Origin of the sequence: Pyrodictium occultum (assembly GCF_001462395.1) — an archaeon.
Lineage (GTDB): Archaea > Thermoproteota > Thermoprotei_A > Sulfolobales > Pyrodictiaceae > Pyrodictium > Pyrodictium occultum.
Map to the genome: position 1 here is coordinate 1,404,587 of NZ_LNTB01000001.1, position 19,981 is coordinate 1,424,567.

A 19,981-nucleotide genomic window follows, 5' to 3' on the forward strand; every position below is an offset into this window, starting at 1 on the left:
ACCGTGCCCCTGAGCGCTAGCACGCCCCCGAATGCTGTAGGGGATTGCCGCACATGATAGACCAGTCCAGTTTGGACAGACTAGTTTGACAAAATCCTAATAAACGACCGCCATCCTCTATGCAGAGTTGGAAGTGAGGCTGCAATGAGGCCCGAGAAGCCGCGCCTAAGAGGAGTATCCCCGGTAGTAGCGACGGCACTGCTAATACTCATATCAGTGGTCACGGCAGCCCTCCTATACCTATGGGTAAGCGGCACCGTACAGAACGTGCCCCAGAACGCCAACCAGCTGCAGGAGCAGATCAAGATAGACGCGGTAGAATACACCAAGAACACAACCAGCAGCGGCACTTACTATAACTTCGCGGCACTTACTATAACTTCATGGCGTATGTGCGCAACGTCGGCCAGATAGCTGCAAGAATAAGCAGCGCCTACGTGATTAACGAGAACGGCACCGTGGCAGGCTCCTACACAACCCTTAACGTCACCATAGCGCCCGGCAAGGTGGAGACCGTTACCATAAACAATGTGCCCGCCAACGAGCTTGGCAGAGTGGTGCAGATAAAGGTGGTAACCCAGGACGGTGTCGAGGCCACATACATCCTGACGCTGAGAGGCTAAAGGCAGGGCTAGGCAGCGGAGCCCCCGGGGGCAGCCTAAGCCCCTCCACAACGAGCCCCTCTTTCTCCCGGGGAGCCCCGGCCTCGCCTCCACTACAACGCGCTCCACGTTCTACAGTGCTCTACCCGTTCTAGCTCTAGCCCCTATAGTGTGCAGCTCCCAGGGAGCCCTCCCTTCCAGCCAGGCAGCCGCACGATCCACGCTCCAGGCATCCATGCATGATCTACACGGCCTGGGGGAGAGCATTCTAAGCGAGTGGCCTGGCTGAACACTCTATAGCTTAGAGCTGGGTGGCGCCACAGGGAGCCCATGGGGGCCTAGCCATGGAGAGCAGTGCTGAGGGCGGGGAGCCCGGGGAGGGCGCGAAGGGGGAGGGGCAGCGGGTCCTGCGCGAGTACACGCTGCTCGAGGAGCCCCGGGTCGCTGTGAAGGTTGTCGAGGATGTGGATGGGAGGCGCTTCTACCATGTGGAGGAGCCGCAGCTCACCGATGCCGGGAGGAGGGCGCAAGGGGAGCTGTTGAGGAGGATCATGGGGGACCTGCGGCTGCTGCGCCGGTTCTCGGAGCTCGAGGACCTGGGTGAGGGGCTGCGGGAGGCCTACGCCCTGGCTAAGCCCCTGCTCCGGCGGTGGGGGAGGAGGCTTAGGAAGGCCGGCGTGGACCCGGAGAAGGAGGCCATGGGCGTGGCGTACTATATCGCGCGGGACCTTGTGGGGTATGGGAGGCTCGACCCGCTCATCCGCGACCCCCATATAGAGGATATATCGTGTAACGGCCTCTACAGCCCCGTGTTCGTCTACCATACCGAGTTCGAGTGGCTCACCACGAGCCTCACGTTCAACGACAGGGGGGAGCTCGAGCGGGTCGTGATGAAGCTTGCCCTGCGGGCTGGCCAGGAGCCCAGCCTGGCCCGGCCCGTGGTTGAGGGCGTGCTACGGCCCGAGGGCTACCGCGTGCACATAGTGCTCGATATAGTGTCGCGGAGGGGCCACAGCTTCACCATTAGAAAGTTCCGGGCCGAGCCCTTCACCATCGTGGAGCTGCTGCAGCGGCGCACCCTCGACGAGGGTGTCGCGGCGGCCCTCTGGGCGGCAATCCAGTATAAGCAGGGCGTGGTTATCTACGGGCCCACGGGGTCCGGCAAGACTACGCTGCTGAACGCGCTGGCCATGCTCCTGCCCCCCGAGTACAAGATCGTCACTATCGAGGACACGCCGGAGATCTACATACCGTTCCACGACAACTGGGCCGCCATGCACACGAGGCTCTCCGACGCCCCGGGCGTCCAGAACGTGACCCTGCAGGCCCAGGTGGAGAGCGCGCTCAGGATGAGGCCCGACGTGATAATAGTGGGCGAGATACGCAGCCGCGAGGCCTATGCCTTCTTCCAGGCGCTGGCGACGGGGCACGGGGGGCTGACCACGGTGCACGCTGAGTCGGCGGACGTGCTTATCAGGAGGCTCGCCTCGCCGCCAATGAACGTGCCTAAGAGCATAATAGCGGCCGCCAAGCTCTACGTGAACATCCTCCGCATAGAGAGGGGCGGGCAGGTGATCCGAAGGGTCACCCGCGTGGACGAGACGGGATCCTACGACCCCGACCGCGACGAGATAGAGCTCGCAAGGCTCTTCCAGTGGATGAGCAGCGAGGACGACTGGAGGCTTATGGCGAGGGAGAGCAGCTTCGTAAAATCCATAGCCGAGCTTCTAGTGGTCAGGCCGGAGGACGTCTGGAGGGACCTACAGATGAGGGCCACAGTGCTCCGCTGGGCCGCCAAGCGGGGCATGGACACGCTGGAGCTGCACGAGACGGTTAGAAGGTATATGCGCGACCCTGAGAAGACGTACCAGGAGGCACTGGCCGAGGTAGAGCCCTACGAGTTCAAGCCCCCACGGTGAGCACCCATTGAGCCCCGTGGCCTGGCTGGCCGGCATCGGGGAGAAGCTGAACCCGGACCTACGCTACCACGTCCTCGGCTCCGGGCTCTCCACTAGCCTGGAGCGCTACACGCTCGCATACCTAATAGTAATGGCTATAGCCGTGCCCAGCGTAGCCGCCGCCGTGTTCACCCTCCTCGAGTACAGGGGTCTCCCCGCCGCGGTCGCCGCAGCCGCTGCGGCGGGGAGCGGCCTGGCCACCTTCACCATCATGCTTGCCTCCTACATCTCGCTCCCAATGCTGGCCTACGCCAACAGGGGGAGCAAGCTGGAGCCCCGGTTCCTGCTCTTCGCCGAGTCGCTCTCCACCAAGCTCCTCGCCGGCGCAGACCTGGCCACAGCCTTCATAATGACCTACGAGATGGAGGCGGAGGAGCTCAGGGACTTCCTCCTAGAGGTGGAGTACATAGCCTCCGGGCTGAGGGCCGGCATGCCCCCGGAGGGAGTCCTAGAGGAGGCCGCCAGGCTGACCCCATCCCCCAGCCTCAAGAGGCTCTTCACAAGCCTGGCGGCAGCCGCCCGCACGGGCACCGGGGTCCGCGAGATAGTGCTGGCGGCGATAAGGGAGCACCTCTACTCCCTGGAGACCGAGATAGAGCGTCTCTCCAGGAGTCTCGGCGCTATCCTCGAGGTGTACGTGGCTGCCAGCGCGATGCTCCCAGTGGCGGTGGGCGTGGTGGGCCTCCTACTAGCCATAGGCTTCCAGGGTGCCGCTGCAATACCCGGGCTCAACATAAACAGTATACTGTTCCTGCTAACATTCATAGCCGTGCCCGTGGTCAGCGCCACCGTGGTGGTGCTGGTGGACTCTATGCTGTCCAGAGTGAGGATCTAGAGGGGGCCGTGGAGAGGGGGCGTAGGCCATGGAGAGGGGGCTCGCGAAGGCAGTGGCCGTTGCAGCCGCTGTGGGCCTCGCGGCCGCCTGGGTTATAGGCTACCCGGCCCTCGCCCCGAGGCTGGCCCGGCTGCTCCACGCGGAGTGGGTCACGCCCAGGTACAGTATAACAGTCTTCTACATGGTCCCGGTGGTGACCGACAAGGGCACAATGATACTCATAGCAGGCGCGCTGGCCGCGGCGGCGCTGCCCATCTACCTCTACGCGAGGCGCTACGTCAAGGTTATGGAGAGGCTGGATGACGAGCTGGCGGAGCTCCTCTCAACCTACGCGGGGCTGATCGCCTCCAGCAGGTCGGTGGCCGAGGCCCTCCTAATGGCCTCGAAGGTGATAAAGCCGCCGCTAAACACCTACGTGGAGAGGATGGCCAGGATATACAAGGTGACCGGGGACCTCGAGAAGGCCTTCGATGAAGCCTTCCGCGGCGCGCCCGCGCGGGTCAGGCTGCTCGCCCGCAGCATAGTGGCAGCCTCCAAGAGCGGCGGGCTAGTCCACGAGGTCCTCTCGGCGGCAGCGACCCACACCAGGGAGAGCAGGAGGCTGGGCAAGCTAACCCAGTCGAGACTCTCAGAGTACAGCTTCGTAGTCTCACTCGCGTCGCTCACCTACGCCGTGGCCGCAGGGATAGTCCAGGCCCTCGTGGAGAAGGTGGCCGCTGGAGGCGGCTTCTTCAGCTCAATGGTTAGCCCAGGCCTCCTCGGAGGCCTCTACTTCTACTCCCTCCTCGTCATAAACGTTGCCTCATCGATAGTGATAGCCAAGGTTGTCCACGGCTACACCATACTAGCGTCAAAGTACATAATGCTGCTCACAGCGGCAAGCATGCTAGCCTTCCTAGCCTCACCCCTCCTGATAAGCTAGAGCATACACCCTAGCACCGAGCCCCCTCAAGACGCATCCATGACAAGCCACCATATACCCCATCAGTGCACAGCCGTTTCTCCCTACCGCTTCATTTTGTGTGAGAGTGTATCACTTTAGGGAGTTCCACCTCAGCCATCTGGATTGAGAAATCCAGATGGCTTCACTGGTGGCGGTCGAGGCTAACGGCACGAGCCTCCCATCCACGGGAAAACCCTCCAGGGCTTAGAGCAGAGCCCCCATCACCCTGGAGGGCCCTCAAATTACACACCTACACACAACAATACACAATGAAACCTATAAAGTTTTCTGCCCCACGGAGGAGACGGCACCCCGCGCCACAGACTATAAACATACTATAAACTATAATTTATATCATAACAGCGTTATACTATAAACAATAAATGAGAGGTGCGAAGTACAGTGGTCACGCAGGATGGGGTATAGGAGTGCGGGAACGCGGCCCAGGACACCGGGCATACACTGGATGCTGAGCCCCCACAACACGGTTTTTCACACATGCTAATCCCGGATACAGGGTGGCTCCCCGTGACGGCCGACGCAGGCGTTAACGGGCTAACCGGCATGGGCAGCGCCAAGATGGAGATCTCGCCCTCCGGGATACCAGGGCTCGACAAGCTGCTCCAAGGAGGCTTCCCCCGGGGAGCCGTAATACTACTAGCCGGCAACCCCGGCACGGGTAAGACGACATTCGCAGCCAAGTTCCTATACGAGGGCGCCCTCCAGCTCAAAGAGCCGGGCATATACGTCAGCTTCGTGGAGCCGAGGCATGACTTCCTCAGACACATGGCCTCGCTAGGCATGGAGTTCGAGCCGCTTGAGGAGGAAGGGCTCTTCCGCTACGTGGAAGCCCTAACCGTAGCCGATGAAGAGACGCTGGCATCCCAGCTCGAGGACATAATAAGGACGGCTACAGAGATGAATGCAAAGAGGGTAGTGATAGACAGTATAAGCGCCATACTCCAGATACTCCAGGATAAACCGAAGGTCAGGGAGCTGCTCCAAAACTTCTTCGTCAACGGCCTCAAGCCCCTCGGAATAACATCAGTCCTGATAGCGGAGTACCCCTACGGAGCGAGAGTCGTAGGCCACGGCATAGAAGAGTTCATAGTAGACGCCGTGTTCATACTAAGGTTCAAGATAGAGCAGGGGAAGCTGCAGCGCATACTAGAGCTGCGGAAAGCCCGGTGGGCGCCAATACATCAGGCAGAGCTGCCCTTCTACATGAGGCCAGGCATCGTGGTTGAGATAAGCCTGCCAGAGGAGCCGGAAGAGGTGCCCCCGGTAGACTACACCAGGACCTGCAACGTGCTCGAAGCCCTCCTAGCCCTAAGCATAGGCGGGGAGAAGCTCATCGAGGTAAGCCTGCCCGGAACACGTAGGGATAGGGAGGATGCACGGAAAGTACTATCCAGCATACTCTCTATACCCGGAGGGGCCCAGGTTCTCGTAGGCCTCTCGAGCACAGTTAGCAGCAAGCTAATAGCCTCCCTCCTAGCAGCAGCCCTCACTAGGGAGAGTGGCAGGAGAACGCTAGTGGTGAGCTTCAAGTCGAGCCCACAGTCCATAATGAGCCTTGTACGGTGCCTGGCATGCAGCGACGCGGGGAACGAGCGGGAGGGGGGCGGGGACAGCTGCAGAGTAGATGACCTGTTATACGTGGTATCGCTCAACCCGACCGCCTACACGGTCAACGAGATCAACGACATGATAGACCTGGCTGTGCGGAGGCTCAAGCCAGACATAGCCATAACGGAGGGGCTTGAAATACTCGAGGCGGTGGCCGGCAAGGGGAACGAGAACTCTATAGCATATAACATGTACAATATGGTGCTCCGGTACAAGAGGAGGGGCATTACCGGGCTCTGGCTCCAGTCATTCCCGCTCCGCCAGGCGATGTTGAAGCAGGCGCTCGCCTCCATGTTCGACATGGGGATATATATTGAGGGCAGCCCCTACACGTCGTCCCAGCTAATGGGTAGAGCCAGCAAGCTCGCACTGGGGCTGAGCCTGGAGGTTTACCACGCTATAGCCCATACGAGCTTCAATATGCTCGTAGACACCTACCGGCTCCTCCGCTGGAACTGCTTTGGCTAAAGCTAACCTCCCCGGCCCCTCATCCGGGGCCGGTGGCATGTACCAGGCGCGTCGATACCTAATAGCCTAGCCAATAATTTATTCTCCTCACTGGCATTGTGTATTACGCTGTATGGGTCCTCCTCCTTACCTGGCCTCCCAGCAGCGCTGCGGTAAACACCTAATTGCTTGCTCACCCCTAGGGCTATGGGGGGGGGCAGCACGGCCCCGTCCCAGCCCGAGGGGCCTGGAATGGAGGAGAGGGCGGTGCAGCTTATCCGGGAGAGGCTGCGCAGTATCGCTCTGGGCGCGCTCGCGGTCCTGGACAGCCTCTCCTTCGCCACGTACCGCGTGGACTTCGCTACCCTCCTCCTGAGGGACCCCCAGGCCGCGTACAAGGTGCTCCTAGCCTACCAGCGGAGCCCCCATAAGGCGCGCCTACTCCTCCGCAGCATCCTGCTCCCCTTCGCCCAGTCGGCCACAGAGGTGCTGGAGGCTATAGACGCGCTCGAGAAGGGGGACCCGGAGCCCCTAAAGCAGCTGATAAACCGGCTGAAGAAGGGGTAGCCCCCCGGGCTGCATTGATGGACGCCCGGGGAGGGTTAAAACAGTGGGTTGGAGGGGCTAGGCGGCTGGCTGCAGCTCCCCTCTCTCCTCCAGCCTCCTTATCGCCTCGGCGAGCTCGTGCAGCAGCTCCGCGGGGCTCCCGAAGCTCTCCTTCTCAACCTCGTCAAGGATCCTCTCTATGCTAACGCCGTGCCATGCTAGGCCGGCAAGCTTCTCCTTAACCTGCTCCTTGGTTACCGGGAAGCCTAGCCCGCGTATCCTCTTGAGCACCTCTACAGCCCAGTTGATGCCCCTCCTGGCGGTCACCGGCAGCTCGCCGCGCTCCTCCAGCCTCCTTATCGCCTCGGCGAGCTCGTGCAGCAGCTCCGCGGGGCTCGCGAAGCTCTCCTTCTCAGCCTCGTCGAGGATCCTTGTGGCGGGTATCCCGTGGTAGTAGAAGTCCTTGAGCCTCTCGCGGAGCTGCTCCTTGGTTACCGGGAAGCCTAGCCCGCGTATCCTCTTGAGCACCTCTACAGCCCAGTTGATGCCCCGGCGGGGCATGGGTCTCCACCTCTACTCTTCTACAGTATCCGTGGATTTCCTGCACATTCATTATGTTATTAGGAAGCGCTTCTACTTAAATGCTTCCCCGGAGGTTCTGGGGGATTCCCTCCCCGTGGCGCTGCAGAGCCTCCAGGGGAGGCCGGCGGGGCCGGTGGATCCACCGGTGCACCGACGCCCCGGGCTTCGCGGCCGGGGTGCCGGCGGCTGCTGTGGAGCGGTGCTACCCCTCACCGCAGCCGTCCACGGCCTAGGGCGGAAGCCGTGCGGTTTAACCTATTTAATCCGGGAGAGGCATTCTAAACACGTGACCATGGAGAAAGGGTACAGCCCTACCGCGCCCAGCGGGCGTCGAGGGAGGCCGGGTTCATCCTGGTGGTGCTCGTGGCTAGGCCCCTGGAAGACCTCGTAGTTGTCACGGTCAACCACCGTACCGCGCCCCTCCGCGTAGTGGGGGCCCTGGAGCCCAGGGCGGGGGAGGCGTACGAGCGCCTCCACGCCCACACGGACGAGATGGTGGTGCTCGCCACCTGTAACCGGTTTGAGGTCTACGCCCTGTACTCGCCCCGGCTCCTCGCCGAGGCGGAGAGCTTCCTGGGCAGCTACGCCCGCTACGCCAGGGTTCTCCGGGGGCTGGACGCCGCCCGGCACCTCTTCCGGGTGGCCTCCGGGCTCGAGTCGGCCATACTGGGGGAGGACGAGATCCTCGGCCAGGTGGCCAAGGCCTACGAGGAGGCGAGGAGGCGGGGCCACGCCGGGAAGTACATGTCTCTCCTCTTCCACTACGCGGTGAAGACCGGGAAGCTGGTTAGGAGCAGGACGCAGATATCCTACGGCAACGTCGGCGCCCCGGGCGCCGCCGTGCACGCCGCGGAGAAGCTCCTGGGGAGCTACGATAGGCGCACCGTGCTGGTCGTAGGCGCGGGGGAGGCGGGCTCGATAATAGCGAGCCTGGTGCGGCAGAAGAGCCGGAGCGCCCGCATAATAGTAGCCAACAGGACGCTCGAGAAGGCCGCGGAGCTCGCGGAGAGAGTGCGGGGAGAGGCCCACGGGCTCGACGAGCTGCCAGGCCTCCTCGAGGGAGCGGACGTTGTCTTCCTGGCCGTCACCGCGAGAGAGCCGCTGATCACCCGGAGCATGCTCGAGCGTGTCAGGCCCGGCACGCTGATAGTGGACGTCTCGAACCCGCCGGCGGTAGAGCAGCCCGTGCCCGAGCACCTCGGCTACATAGGGCTGCAGGGCCTCGAAAGGGTTATCGAGAAGACGCTGGAGCGCCGCCGCATGGAGGTGCCGAAGGCGGGGAGGATGATCGAGGAGCAGCTGGCGCTGTTCCGCAAGGCCTGGATGAGGAGGGCCGCCGACGAGGCCATAACGGTGATGATGGAGTACGCGGGCCAGGTCGTCGAGGAGGAGCTGCGGGAGCTGCAGGGCAGGCTCCAGGGCCTCGGCGTCGACGGGGCGGCGGCAAGCATCACCAGGGACTTCGCCCAGAGCCTGGCGAAGAAGCTCCTCCGCCCCCTCATAGTCTATGCCCACCGCGCGGCCGAGAACGGGAGGACAGGGAACCTGGAGGAGCTGGTCGAGATGTTCCGCCGCGAGATAGAGAAGAAGACCTCGGCGAGGCCGGAGCGCGACAGCCCCGCCAGGGGCAGGCCCAGCTGCCCCCGCTAGCGGCCACCGGCCCGGGTGTAGGCCGCAGCCAGCAGCAGGGCGCCCGCATCCGCGACCAGCACCGCGTAGGTCTCCAGCACCGCTATAGAAGGCCAGCCCGCCAGGGCCTCCACGAGCAGCGCCGCCGGGGCGGCGAGGAGCCCCAGGAGCGCCAGCGAGGCGCCGAGCCCCCGCAGCCCCCTCCTCGAAAGCGCGGCGCCCAGCACCGTGTAGGAGGCGTAGAGCTGGAGGAAGAACCAGTAGGAGACAAACCTGTGCGGATAACTCCCCTCGGGGAACAAGCCTATCATTGAGAGGAAGACGCCGGCCTCCGCGAGCAGCGCCGCGCCGGCGGCCTCGAGCCGCGTAGCCGACGCCCTGTAGACGGCGGCGCCCAGGCAGAGGACGAGCAGCCCGGCCACAGCCAGGCCGAGGTTGAAGACCAGGGGGCAGCAGGCCCTGGGGGAGCCTAGGTCGCTGTAGGCGCCGCGGAGCGGGCTAAACCAGGGGTTAAGGCTCCACGCGGCCAGTATCACGGCCCAGCCGAGGACCACCACCAGGGCCGCCAGCACCGCCACAAGCCTGCCAGCCCTGGCCAAGAGGAGCCAGCCACCCCCACGCGCGGCCTCGGCGCCAGAGAGCCCCCGGGGTGCAGCCCCGGGGCCCCGGGCTAAAACCCCGGAGCCACCGGGGCAGGAGAGCGCAGCAGGCCCTTGAAGGGAGGCCCCAGAGCCCTACCACTCCCCCGCCCCGGGGGCTTCTCCATGGCGTTTGGGTGGGGGCGCGGGCGGCGCGCCGGGTCTTTCGAATCCGGTATGGGTGGTTAACTCTACTGGGCGTCAAGTTAACCGCCAGTTAACTGCACCATCGCCCGAGTACCCGCCCGCCACTTGGCCAGGGCCTCCCAGGCCGCGATGCAGCAGCCTCCCCGCCGCCCCAGAGGTCCCAGGCCCCGGGGGCGGTAGCGGAGCCCCAGGGCTGCATGACACCCTGCACCAGCGTGGCCCAGGGGCCCGGGGGCTATCCGGCCCCCTGGATCTCGGCCTTCACCGTCACCGGGAGAGGGTGGGGGAGGGGCTCACGCTCCTCGTAGCGCACAACGGCGTCGAACACCAGGGTCTTGGGAGCGGGGCCGCTCTCCCCAAGGCTCACCACCGCCCGGGGCTTTGCTATGCTTAGGACCGCTACCACCCTGGCGGTATGCGGGTCCACCACGACTATGTCGAACATGTTGAAGTAGGCTGCGAGCTGCTCGGCGTTAGCGAGCACCAGTGCCACCTTAACCCCGCCACTCCCGCCCGGTATGTGCACCTTCATCCAGCCGTGGAGCGTTAGCTGGCCGCTCGAGGGGGGCGTGGCGTTGAGCCTCAGGGGGGATATCTCGACGAGGACCCGGGCACCCGGGCTATGGGCGGGCGGTGGCTTCTCGCCCTCCGCCCCTGCCTTGGCTGTGGTGCTGGCCACGTGGCTCCTCCCCGGGGTGCTGGCAGCCTGCGTCTCCACGGGCGCCTAGTGCACGGCCTCCTGGCTACTGTTACGCGCAGCGTAGTGGGCGGGCAGCTTGGTGGCAAACATTGCTATCAAGCCGAGCACGGCGATGGAGGCGGCTAGCGTTAGCACAGCCGCCAGTATGGCCTTGTCGCCTCCCCTGTCGTAGAGGTACATAGCCGGTGGCGTGACCTCACGGCGTATCGGGATAACCTTGCTCAGCCCACACTCGCTCTAAACGAGTGCAACCTGGCCGGTATTGAACATAATCTAGCTTCAAAGGGGTGCAGCGCTGGTACACCCCTAGTAGTGCAATGCCGCGCCAGCGGCCCCTAAGGGCTACAGAACCCCGCGAATAGGTGAATAAAAATAAACCGGTTCCCTAACCTGGTTCACGCAGGCGCTACAGTATAGGCGCCGTCATGAGTATTACGTGTGCCCGGCCGGCCCCGTGGCCCCGGCCCCCGCTAGCTAGCCCGTCCACGCCCCGCCCGGCGGGCTGTTCTCTCCGAATCTTTTAAGCACAGGGTTTAATGTTTGGGGCATGCTTGTATATTAGCCTGGGCGTACCTGTTAGGATCCTCGATGAGTGATACGTGTGGGCCCCCGGCGCCGTGGGGCGCCTGCATGCTAGCTAGCCCCTGTGCGCCCGTCTCCGCGTCAAGGCTCCGGGGAACCTATACTGCCGCGTGCAGACATGTTTTGTTGTTTGCCCGTCTGTTAATAGGTTGGCTTGTGCCCTGGGTGTTACCCTCCGTGGGGTGTGCGCCGGGCCTTCGGGTGTGCGGGCAAGCCCGTATACCCTGGGGCCTGTGTAAGCCTCTCGCCTAACCTGTCAGCCGGTGGCTGGAGGGGCTGTGGGCGGCCGTGGGTGGGTGTACCGGTTGATGCACGCGTGCACTGCTCTGCCGGGAGCGTGGTGGGTGGCTAGGCGTATAGCTGGCCTCCCGGGGCTATATGCGTGGTGGCCTCTGGGTTGCCCGGGCGTGTCGTCCTGCCGGATTCTATCCTACGTGCTCTGGAGAGGGAGGCTGAGAGGAGGGAGAGTACCCCAGAGGCTGTGATTGTAGGGATGCTCCTGCGGCTTGTGGAGCCGGGGGAGAGGCCTGGGGCTCTGCTGGATGCTGCCCGTACGAGCCTGGAGCATGCCAGGGAGCTGGCTGGGGAGGGTAGGCTTGGGGATGCTTTCCGCCGTGTCTGGGCCTCTGTGCTCATGGCGCTTGATGCTCTCTCGCTCCTCCGTGGGGGCGAGAGGCCTGGGGGGCTTGCGGAGTACTGGCGCCTTGTCTCGGAGGCTATGGGGGAGCTGGGCGCGGCTGCTGACGCCTGGTATGCGGGGCTGGCCGCGTATATAGCGTGGAAGGAGGGTATCGGCGATGAGAGGCACCTGGAGGCCATGGCTGGGAGGGCTGGGAGGCTGGTGGAGGAGCTGGAGGCGCGGCTGGGGAGGGGCTAGGCGGGGGTGGGCCTGCTCTCCGGGCTCCTCTTCCCCTGGGCTAGGCGGCGGAGGAGGAGGTAGTACTCTACGCCCTGGATGAGCGCGTCGAGGCTCGCCTCCACGATGTTGTCGGAGACCGCTACAGTTGTCCATGCCCTGGAGCCGTCGGTGAGGGTTACCTCCACTCTCACCTTGCTGGCTGTGTGCCGGGCCTCGCCGGGGAGGGTCACGCGGTAGTCTATGAGCCTCACGTTCCCCGGTGTGCCGGGCAGCAGCTTCTCCAGCGCCGCCCTGAGGGCCTCGTCGACCGCGTGCACCGGGCCTCCCCCCTCGCCTGCCGCCAGCGCCTCGGCCGCGCCGGTGGAGAGCTTCACCAGCGCCCAGCTCCTTGAGCCCCGTGGGCCGCCCTCGCTTACCACCCTCCAGGCCTCGAGCCGGAAGGCCTCCTCGCGTAGGCCCAGCTCCTCCGCCAGGATGAGGAGCGCGGATGCCGGGGCGTTGTCGAAGCTGTAGCCGCTGTTCTCCAGCTGCTTCACCCTCTCAAGGGCCCTGCGGAGCCTCGGGTCCCGCTTGTCCAGCTCCAGGCCCAGCTCGCTCCTAGCCCAGGCGGCGAGGTTGGCTGCGCCGCTCAGCTCCGAGACTGTGAGCCTCCTCTCGTTCCCGACGAGGCCCGGGTCTATGTGCTCGTAGGCCCTGGGGGTCTTCAGGACCGCGTCGACGTGGACCCCCGCCTTGTGGGCGAACGCGTTGTCGCCCACGTAGGGCTGGTAGGGGTTCGGCTTCAGCCCCGCTAGCTCGTAGACGAGCCTGGAGACGCTGCGGAGGAGGCGGAGCCCCTCGGGGTTCCGCAGCGCCCTGACGCCGAGCTTCAGCTCCAGGCCGGGGACCACCTGGCAGAGGTCGGCGTTCCCCGTCCTCTCCCCGATACCGTTGACCGTGGCCTGGACGTGGGACGCGCCCGCGGCCACGCCTATGAGCGTGTTGGCTACGGCGCAGCCGCAGTCGTTGTGCATGTGCAGCCCCAGGGGCGTCTTCACCCTGCCGCGTACCTCGCGCACCACCTGGTAGACCACGTGGGGCGGCGTGCCGCCGTTGGTGTCGGCTAGGACCAGCCTCTCGGCCCCAGCCTCCTCGGCCGCCCGGAGGACGCTGAGCGCGTAGTCCGGGTCCTCCAGGTAGCCGTCGAAGAAGTGCTCGGCGTCGAATATGACGCGGACCCCGTGCTCGCGGAGGTAGCGGACGGTGTCGTAGACCATGTCCAGGTTCTCCTCGGGGCTGGCCCGGAGCACCTCCCTCACGTGGAGGGTCCAGGCCTTGCCGAACACTGTTACCCAGCGTGTGCCGGCGTCGAGCACCCTGGAGAGCAGCGGGTCGTCCTGGGGCCTCACGCCCTTGCGCCGGGTGGAGGTGAAGGCCACTATCTCGGCGTTCTCGAGGCTGTAGTCCCTTAGGACGCGGAACACCTCAGCGTCCTTAGGGTTGCTGCCGGGCCAGCCCGCCTCGATGAACGCTACCCCGAGCCTGTCGAGCTCGAGCGCTATCCTCACCTTGGCCTGGAGGCTGAAGGAGACGCCGCGGGCCTGGGCGCCGTCGCGGAGAGTCGTGTCGAGGACCTCGACGCTCTCGGGGAGCCTCGCGTCCCCTGGGAGGAGCTTGAGGTACCTGGCTGCGTGGAGTCTAGCCGCGGATTTCCCGACCACCCATAGCCTCCGTCCCTCCCGCCGCGGGTGGGAGGCGGGTGGGCTGGGGGCCGGCGGCCTCTATAAACGTGCCGCGGCGCCTGGGGAGGGCTGAGGGGCTTGGGCGAGGTGCTGGGGGAGGGCTAGCCGCGGGCGTGCAAAAGAGGGGGAGGCGGGCCCCTGGGGGTTCGGGGCTACTTCTGCTCCTCCTTGGGGTGGAAGAGGCGGTTGAGGTAGCTCTGCTCCCAGCGGTCCTTCTGGAGGGTGTAGTCGCGCTTGGGCTCCGGGTCCTTGCTGGGCTTCGGCGGCTGGGTGGTGAAGTTGAGGCCGAACTGGACGCTGAGTGTCTCCAGCTTGCCCTGGGTGTTGCCCACGTAGGCCCAGCCGAGGAAGGCGTACTGGACGCTGGCCGGCTGGCCGCCCAGCTCCTCTATGATCTTGTTGGATGCGTACAGGGCGCTCTCGTAGGCTATCTCCTGGTTCTTGGGGAAGGGCAGCTTCGCGGTGTCGCCGGCCGCCAGCACGTCGTCGTACTTCGGGCTCCTGGGGTCGGTGGGGTTCCTTACCTCCATCCAGGGGTCTCCGAGGCCCGCCTCGGCTATGAACCTGGGGGCGCGGTTGGGCTCCAGGAGGGCTAGTATCGTGTACTCTATCTTCTCGCCGCTCTCGAGCACTACCTCGTTGGGGGTTATCTCGACTATCTTCTGGCTTGTTATCAGCTCTATGCCGGCCTCCTCGTAGAGCCTGGCCACCACGTCGGCTATCACGGGGGGCTGGGTCTTCGGATTGGCGTCCACGTGGACTATCCTGAAGTTGTTCCTCACGCCGCGGTAGCGGAGCACCTGGTCGATGGCCATAGCTGTCTCGGTCGGGGCGGGGGCACAGCGGTAGGGCATGGGCGGGGCGTAGACGACGACTGTGCCCTTGGTGGCGGTCCATACGCGGTGCTTCAGCACGTCCACGCGGCCGGGCTCATAGACGTTGGCTATCCTGTGCCAGTTCTCCCTGTAGCCCTCTATGCTGGAGCCGTCGAACACGATGCCCGGGGCTACTATGAGGTAGTCGTACTCTATGCTGTTCTCCTTCCTGGTGACGTAGCTCCTGGTGGGGGACTCGGTGTAGTAGACGCGGCGCTCGGCCGGGTCGATCTTGTAGACGTTGCCGAACACGAAGTTGATGCCCTTGGCGGCAGCCTCCTCGTAGCCGCGTATCATCCTCTCATACTTCTGCTCGCCGGTCAGGAGCAGGGGGCGGCTGGGCCCGGTCATGTAGAACGGGTCCTTGGTTATGACCGTCACCTCTACCTGGTCGCCGACGCGGTCCACCAGGTTGTGGGCCGCGCCCATGCCGGCTATGCCGCCGCCGATTATGACTACCCTCTTCTTCTGGCCGGCCATGGCTCCACGCCCTCTCCTGGCGCTATCCTTCATGTATTCGGGCGTGTAAATACATCGCGGGGTGTAGGGGCATAAAAACGTAGTTGCATCGTATTGAAAATAATAGACTTGGTTGGAGTTGCTTCGGTGAGGCGGGCTCTTAGCAGAACGCTGCGGGCGGGGCCCGGGTGGGCGCGGAGCCCCCGGGGGCCCCGATCCCGAGGGCAATACACATAGCAATGCGAAACTTTATACACATAATGATTGAAACTCTTCCACGGTATAGGCCTGGGAGATAAAGGGGGGCGACGGGAGGGCTAGGGCGATAAGCCCCCGGGGGGCGCCCCTGGTTGATCCTTGCCGAGGCACGGGTGGTGGAAGCCGAGCCTGCGGGGCTGCGCTGGCCCTGGCTCCTGGCGCGGCTCGGCGGCAGGCTGGTCCGGGTGAGCGCGGCCAAGGCTCCCCGGGTGCTGGTGGCCGGGGCGGAGAGGCTCCTCCTCACGCCCTCCGGGCTCGGGGGCTACAGGCTGGCTGCCGTGGCCCGCGGGGGCCTCCTGCTGCCGGTGGACCACCGGCTTGTGGAAGCGGGGTTTCCAAGGGCTGCTGGGCTCCTCTACCGCGACCCCGGGGCGGTGGTGGAGAGGGAGAGGTGGCTCAACGGCGCCAGGGTGGACTACCTGGTCTCCACCCGCGGGGGCCTGGTGCTGGTGGAGCACAAGACCGTGGTGCATGCTGGCCTGGGGGAGGCGGTCTACCCTAGGGGCCGCGTGGACCCGAGGCTGGCGAGGCAGCTGGAGGTCATGTGGAGGGCCGCGGGGGAGGCAGGCGCGAGGGCCGAGCTTGTGGTGGCGGTGGCGGGGCCCGCCGGGGGGCTCGCGGTCCGGGATCATGGCTTGAGGGGGCTCCTGGCCGCCTGGGCTCCGAGGCTGGGGCTGCGGGCCTACCGTGTCGGGGCCCGCTGCCGGGGTGGGAGGCTGGAGCTGGTCTACCAGGGGGATCTACCGGTACACCTCTAGCCCCCTGAGGGCTTCAGGGGGGTGACGAGTAACCCCGGTGAGACCCGGCTGAAGACCCTCCCCCGGGGGGCCGGGGGAGGGGGTGACTGGAGCCCCGCATCGCCGACCCTCCCTTTAGACCCGCCTCCCACGCCCGGGGGGCTCCGGCGGAGGAGGGCTGGCCCACGGGGGCGGTGCGAAGACGCGGGGGGTAACCGTTTAATCCGGGCTTGGACCGTTATCCCTTCAGTCTCAGGCGCCTGGCCTTGCCCGGGCTCCCCGAGCGTGTGCCCCGGAGGCCTGGCTACGAGCTGACCCTCAGGAGGATCTATGAGCGGACGCTCAGCCTCTTCCCAGGGATGGAGATCGTCTACCGTACCCGGCGGGGCGTGGAGAGGTACACCTTCTCCGCCGCTGCCGAGAGGATGCAGGCCCTGGCCGCCGGCCTCGAGAGCCTCGGGGTGGGCCGCCTCGAGCCGGTGGCCACCCTTGACTGGAACACCCACTGGCACTACGAGGCGTACTTCGCCGTCCCATGATGGGGGCTGTGCTCCACCCGGTCAACGTCCGGCTCGCTCCGGCGGAGATAGCCTACATTATGAGGCAGGCCGGGGACCGGGTCGCGATAGTCCACCGCGACTTCCTCCCCCCTGGTGGAGGCTGTGGCGCCGCAGCTCGAGCGGCTCCGGGCGGTCATAGTGGTGGACGCCGAGTCCCACCCCGACCATATCGCCGGCAGGCCCCTCTACAACTACGAGGACCTGGTGAGGGAGCACCGGGGCGGCTACGAGTGGCCCGAGCTGGACGAGGACCAGCCCGCCGCAATGGGGTATACCAGCGGCACCACCGGGCTCCCGAAGGGGGTGTACCACAGCCACCGGATGATAGTGCTCCACACCCTGGCCGCCGGCCTGCACCTGGCCGCGTCCTCGCCCAGCGTGAGGGTGAGCAGCGGGGACACGATACTCCACATAGTCCCGATGTTCCATGTCTACAGCTGGGGGCTCCCCTACCTAGCCACCCTGCTGGGCATGAAGCAGGTGACCCTAACAAGCTGGACGCGGGCGTGCTCCTCCGCCTCATAGCTGAGGAGGGGGTCACCCTCACCGCCGGGGTGCCGACGATACTCTACATGCTGCTCAGCCACCCCGACTCCGAGCGCTACGACCTTAGGGGCCTCAAGTTCATCAATGGCGGCTCCGCGCTCCCCAGGGGCCTGGCCGAGCTCGCGGCCAAGCGCGGGGTAAGGGTGGTAGTCGGCTACGGCATGACCGAGACGGCGCCGGTGCTGACGATTGCGCTGCCCCACGCCGGGATACGGGACGCGGAGGAGAGGTGGCTGGACTACGCCCTCCGCACCGGCTGGCCGGTGCCCCTCGTCGACCTCCAGGTCGTGGACGAGGAGATGAGGCCCGTGCCCAGGGACGGGAGGACCATGGGCGAGATAGTGGTCCGCGCCCCCTGGGTGGCGCCCGAGTACTACATGGACAGTGAGAAGACCCGGGAGGCCTGGCGCGGGGGCTGGTTCCACACCGGCGACGTGGCGGTCTGGTACCCCGACGGCAGCGTGGTGATAGTGGACAGGGAGAAGGATATCATCAAGAGTGGGGGCGAGTGGATAAGCTCCACGAGGCTGGAGGACGCGATAAGCCTCCACCCCTGCGTGGCGGAGGTGGCGGTTGTGGCGGCCTACCATCCGAAGTGGCAGGAGCGCCCCGTGGCAGCCGTGGTTCCGAGGCCGGGCTGCGGGGACAGGGTGACCACGGAGGAGATAAGGCGCTTCCTCATGGAGAACTTCGTCGAGAAGGGCGCTATACCGAAGTGGTGGCTCCCCGGCCGCGTGGTGGTTGTAGACCAGCTGCCCAGGACAAGCGTCGGGAAGATAGACAAGAAGAAGCTAAGAGCGCAGCTCCGCGGCATACTGGCCGGGGAGGCTCCGGGGGAGGGGAAAGGCTAGCACCCCCGGGGCCCTAGGCTCGGCGGCGAGGATGCACCGCGTTGCCCGTGGACCCCCGGAGCATAGTCGCCGCAGCCCTCAGGGAGGGCCGCTCCAAGCTCCTCGAGCACGAGGCCCTAGCGCTCGTGGAGGCCTACGGGGTGCGGGTTCCGGGCTACCGGCTGGCCCGGAGCCCCCGCGAGGCCGCCGAGGCCGCCAGGGAGATCGGGTTCCCGGTGGCCCTGAAGATAGTGAGCCCCGACATAGTGCATAAGAGCGATGTGGGCGGCGTGGTGCTGGGCCTCGGCACGCCCGGGGAGGTGGAGAAGGCCTACAGCGAGGTAATCGAGAGGGTGAGGGAGAGGGCGCCGGGGGCCCGCGTGGTGGGCGTGCTGGTGCAGGCCATGGCTCCCCCGGGCGGCGTCGAGCTCGTGGTCGGGGCTGTCCGGGACCCCGTCTTCGGCCCCGCGGTCATGTTCGGGCTGGGCGGGATCTTCGTGGAGGTCTTCCGGGACGTGAGCTTCCGCGTGTCGCCCTTCACCCGGAGGGACGCGGAGGAGATGATCAGGGAGGTGAGGGCGTACCGCATCCTCCGGGGCGTGAGGGGGCTGCCGCCGAGGGATATAGGGGCGCTCGTCGACATAGTTATGGCTGTCCAGAGGCTCATGGAGGAGAACCCGGAGGTGCGGGGGCTCGACATAAACCCGGTGCTGAGCTACCCGGAGGGGGCCCTGGCTGTGGACGCGCGCGTGGTGCTCGGGGAGGGGGCTAGGTGACCAGCCTGGCTAGGGCCTCGACGCCGCCCCTCCGCAGGGCCTCGTGTATCTCCAGCGCTATTCTCTCCCCGAGGCTGAGGGGCCTGTCGAAGTAGAGGCTGCTGTACTGCCCGCCCCAGGCCATGACCGCGTTGGTGCCACCGCCTATCCTGGGGGCTATATCGTAGACCACCAGGCCCAGCTCAGGGGTCGCTATGGCCTGGAGGGTAAATGGGCCCAGGACGCCGGGGGGCTCGAGCCTCGCAGCCGCCTCGGCGAAGCGGAGGCCCAGCTCGAACACCCGGTGGAGCATGCTCTCCCTTATCGTCACGGGTATGTGGCCTATCTCTATCATCCTGGGCTCCACCGCGCCCTCAAGCCCCTCCTGGATCCAGGCCGGGAGCCTGTTTAGATCGTCTATGTTGGTCTGGAGCCTCCTGTCTATGCTGTGCAGCTCGAGCCTCCCGTAGACGAGGCTCTGGAAGAAGTTGAGGTTGAAGTGGGCGCCCGGCACATACTCCTCAACCGTCATGGCCTTGAGGCTCTCCTCGTCTATAACCCCCTTCTCCATGAGCTCCCTGAGCTTCTCGACCGCCGCCTTCCCGTCGCGGGCTATGAAGAAGGCTCTCTCCACCCTCCTCCTGGCCTCGGGGAGCTTCACTATTACGGGGCCGTCCGCGTCCTCGGGCCTCTCGTAGACCCTCGGCCTGGGGATGCCCGCCTCGTCTAGGAGGCGGTAGTAGTTCTTCCCCCCGACCCTCTCCTCCCAGCGGAGGAGGAACCGGTTCCCGAACACTGGCACGAGGAACTCGTTCTCTATCCCCTCGTAGCCCACGTAGACCGCGAAGCTCCTGTTGGGCACGAAGACGGTGTTGAGCCTCCTCATCTTCTCCTGCACTTCATCCCGGAGCATGTCCCGGTAGTCGTCCAGGACCAGCAGCTCGTCCACCACGGGGAGCATGCGGTACGCCAGGTCCCGGCCCCGCTTGGCCACGGCGAGGGTGCGGAACCCGAGCCTCCGGGCCCCGCGGAGCACGTCTAGGGCGGAGTGGCTGGCGAGTACGCCTATGGTTACCCGGGAGGGGTCGTAGCGGCGGAGTACCTCCTCCACCTCTCCACGCTCTATGGGCAAGCCCGGGGCAC

Annotated in this window: 19 protein-coding genes and 1 pseudogene; 13 read left to right on the top strand and 7 right to left on the bottom strand. The window is 65.5% G+C overall.

Translation table 11 applies throughout. The features are described from left to right. Positions 1-144 precede the first annotated feature (144 nt). From CF15_RS07370 to CF15_RS07400, 7 genes are all read left to right on the top strand, one after another. Positions 145-414 carry an archaellin/type IV pilin N-terminal domain-containing protein gene (locus CF15_RS07370; RefSeq protein WP_058371214.1) on the top strand — a complete coding sequence of 90 codons (270 nt, stop codon included), beginning with the start codon at positions 145-147 and terminating at the stop codon, positions 412-414. Then, positions 384-623, top strand: a complete 240-nt coding sequence (locus CF15_RS07375) for a hypothetical protein (RefSeq protein WP_168371336.1) — start codon at positions 384-386, stop codon at positions 621-623. Before CF15_RS07370 ends, CF15_RS07375 begins: the two co-directional genes overlap by 31 nt. A 323-nt stretch (positions 624-946) precedes the next feature. Next, positions 947-2,521: a type II/IV secretion system ATPase subunit gene (locus CF15_RS07380; protein ID WP_058371216.1), complete on the top strand. Its 1,575-nt coding sequence runs from the start codon at positions 947-949 to the stop codon at positions 2,519-2,521. Between the two features lie 16 nt (positions 2,522-2,537). Continuing rightward, positions 2,538-3,395 (top strand): type II secretion system F family protein, encoded by an 858-nt coding sequence (locus CF15_RS07385; protein WP_236698205.1) that lies wholly within the window; start codon positions 2,538-2,540, stop codon positions 3,393-3,395. 28 nt (positions 3,396-3,423) lie between these two features. Then, positions 3,424-4,317, top strand: coding sequence for a type II secretion system F family protein (locus CF15_RS07390; protein ID WP_058371218.1), 894 nt, complete (start codon positions 3,424-3,426; stop codon positions 4,315-4,317). A gap of 549 nt (positions 4,318-4,866) precedes the next feature. Then, positions 4,867-6,435 (top strand): DUF7125 family protein, encoded by a 1,569-nt coding sequence (locus tag CF15_RS07395; protein ID WP_058371219.1) that lies wholly within the window; start codon positions 4,867-4,869, stop codon positions 6,433-6,435. Between the two features lie 231 nt (positions 6,436-6,666). Further along, on the top strand, positions 6,667-6,981 hold the full coding sequence (locus CF15_RS07400) for a hypothetical protein (protein WP_058371220.1): 315 nt from the start codon (positions 6,667-6,669) through the stop codon (positions 6,979-6,981). Positions 6,982-7,038: 57 nt separating this feature from the next. Here CF15_RS07400 and CF15_RS07405 read toward each other — a convergent pair whose 3' ends face one another. Then, on the bottom strand, positions 7,039-7,521 hold the full coding sequence (locus CF15_RS07405) for a DUF2795 domain-containing protein (protein ID WP_058371221.1): 483 nt from the start codon (positions 7,519-7,521) through the stop codon (positions 7,039-7,041). A 375-nt stretch (positions 7,522-7,896) separates the two neighbouring features. Here CF15_RS07405 and hemA point away from each other — a divergent pair, with 375 nt between their 5' ends. Then, a complete protein-coding gene (gene hemA / locus CF15_RS07410; RefSeq protein ID WP_058371222.1) occupies positions 7,897-9,192 on the top strand; it encodes a glutamyl-tRNA reductase in 1,296 nt (431 codons plus the stop codon). Here the strand turns inward: hemA and CF15_RS07415 are convergent. The 3 genes from CF15_RS07415 to CF15_RS08985 form a co-directional block, all read right to left on the bottom strand. Beyond that, positions 9,189-9,770, bottom strand: coding sequence for a DUF998 domain-containing protein (locus CF15_RS07415; protein WP_058371223.1), 582 nt, complete (start codon positions 9,768-9,770; stop codon positions 9,189-9,191). The genes hemA and CF15_RS07415 overlap by 4 nt on opposite strands. 421 nt (positions 9,771-10,191) lie before the next feature. Further along, entirely contained in the window at positions 10,192-10,674 is a 483-nt protein-coding gene (locus CF15_RS07420) for a hypothetical protein (protein WP_168371337.1), read from the bottom strand. Positions 10,675-10,680: 6 nt separating this feature from the next. Continuing rightward, positions 10,681-10,836 (bottom strand): hypothetical protein, encoded by a 156-nt coding sequence (locus CF15_RS08985; RefSeq protein ID WP_168371338.1) that lies wholly within the window; start codon positions 10,834-10,836, stop codon positions 10,681-10,683. A gap of 799 nt (positions 10,837-11,635) precedes the next feature. Between CF15_RS08985 and CF15_RS07425 the strand changes: the two genes are divergently transcribed. Continuing rightward, positions 11,636-12,115, top strand: coding sequence for a hypothetical protein (locus tag CF15_RS07425; RefSeq protein WP_058371225.1), 480 nt, complete (start codon positions 11,636-11,638; stop codon positions 12,113-12,115). On the opposite strand, the gene cimA is transcribed toward CF15_RS07425, so the two are convergent. Both cimA and CF15_RS07435 read right to left on the bottom strand, forming a co-directional pair. Continuing rightward, positions 12,112-13,797, bottom strand: coding sequence for a citramalate synthase (gene cimA, locus CF15_RS07430; protein ID WP_083494567.1), 1,686 nt, complete (start codon positions 13,795-13,797; stop codon positions 12,112-12,114). The two genes, CF15_RS07425 and cimA, sit on opposite strands and share 4 nt — an antisense overlap. A gap of 173 nt (positions 13,798-13,970) precedes the next feature. After that, positions 13,971-15,173 carry an FAD-dependent oxidoreductase gene (locus CF15_RS07435; RefSeq protein WP_058371226.1) on the bottom strand — a complete coding sequence of 401 codons (1,203 nt, stop codon included), beginning with the start codon at positions 15,171-15,173 and terminating at the stop codon, positions 13,971-13,973. A gap of 329 nt (positions 15,174-15,502) precedes the next feature. Between CF15_RS07435 and CF15_RS07440 the strand changes: the two genes are divergently transcribed. From CF15_RS07440 to CF15_RS07450, 4 genes and pseudogenes are all read left to right on the top strand, one after another. Continuing rightward, positions 15,503-16,168 (top strand): PDDEXK family nuclease, encoded by a 666-nt coding sequence (locus CF15_RS07440; protein ID WP_058371227.1) that lies wholly within the window; start codon positions 15,503-15,505, stop codon positions 16,166-16,168. A 338-nt stretch (positions 16,169-16,506) separates the two neighbouring features. Next, positions 16,507-17,570 (top strand): annotated as a pseudogene (locus CF15_RS09215) (AMP-binding protein); the annotation flags it as partial. 60 nt (positions 17,571-17,630) lie between these two features. Then, the gene (locus CF15_RS09340; protein ID WP_338052284.1) at positions 17,631-18,104 is read left to right on the top strand and encodes an AMP-binding enzyme; all 474 of its coding nucleotides are present in this window, start codon (positions 17,631-17,633) and stop codon (positions 18,102-18,104) included. 47 nt (positions 18,105-18,151) lie between these two features. Next, positions 18,152-18,859, top strand: a complete 708-nt coding sequence (locus CF15_RS07450; RefSeq protein WP_058371450.1) for an acetate--CoA ligase family protein — start codon at positions 18,152-18,154, stop codon at positions 18,857-18,859. Here the strand turns inward: CF15_RS07450 and CF15_RS07455 are convergent. Beyond that, positions 18,852-19,970, bottom strand: coding sequence for a formate--phosphoribosylaminoimidazolecarboxamide ligase family protein (locus tag CF15_RS07455; RefSeq protein WP_083494568.1), 1,119 nt, complete (start codon positions 19,968-19,970; stop codon positions 18,852-18,854). The genes CF15_RS07450 and CF15_RS07455 overlap by 8 nt on opposite strands. Positions 19,971-19,981: the final 11 nt, after the last annotated feature.

Bases quoted from the DNA above. Each gene is read 5' to 3' on its own strand.
- CF15_RS07370 (WP_058371214.1), top strand. From the start codon at position 145: ATGAGGCCCGAGAAGCCGCGCCTAAGAGGAGTATCCCCGGTAGTAGCG.
- CF15_RS07375 (WP_168371336.1), top strand. From the start codon at position 384: ATGGCGTATGTGCGCAACGTCGGCCAGATAGCTGCAAGAATAAGCAGC.
- CF15_RS07380 (WP_058371216.1), top strand. From the start codon at position 947: ATGGAGAGCAGTGCTGAGGGCGGGGAGCCCGGGGAGGGCGCGAAGGGG.
- CF15_RS07390 (WP_058371218.1), top strand. From the start codon at position 3,424: ATGGAGAGGGGGCTCGCGAAGGCAGTGGCCGTTGCAGCCGCTGTGGGC.
- CF15_RS07400 (WP_058371220.1), top strand. From the start codon at position 6,667: ATGGAGGAGAGGGCGGTGCAGCTTATCCGGGAGAGGCTGCGCAGTATC.
- CF15_RS07405 (WP_058371221.1), bottom strand. From the start codon at position 7,521: ATGCCCCGCCGGGGCATCAACTGGGCTGTAGAGGTGCTCAAGAGGATA.
- CF15_RS08985 (WP_168371338.1), bottom strand. From the start codon at position 10,836: ATGTACCTCTACGACAGGGGAGGCGACAAGGCCATACTGGCGGCTGTG.
- CF15_RS07435 (WP_058371226.1), bottom strand. From the start codon at position 15,173: ATGGCCGGCCAGAAGAAGAGGGTAGTCATAATCGGCGGCGGCATAGCC.
- CF15_RS09340 (WP_338052284.1), top strand. From the start codon at position 17,631: ATGGACAGTGAGAAGACCCGGGAGGCCTGGCGCGGGGGCTGGTTCCAC.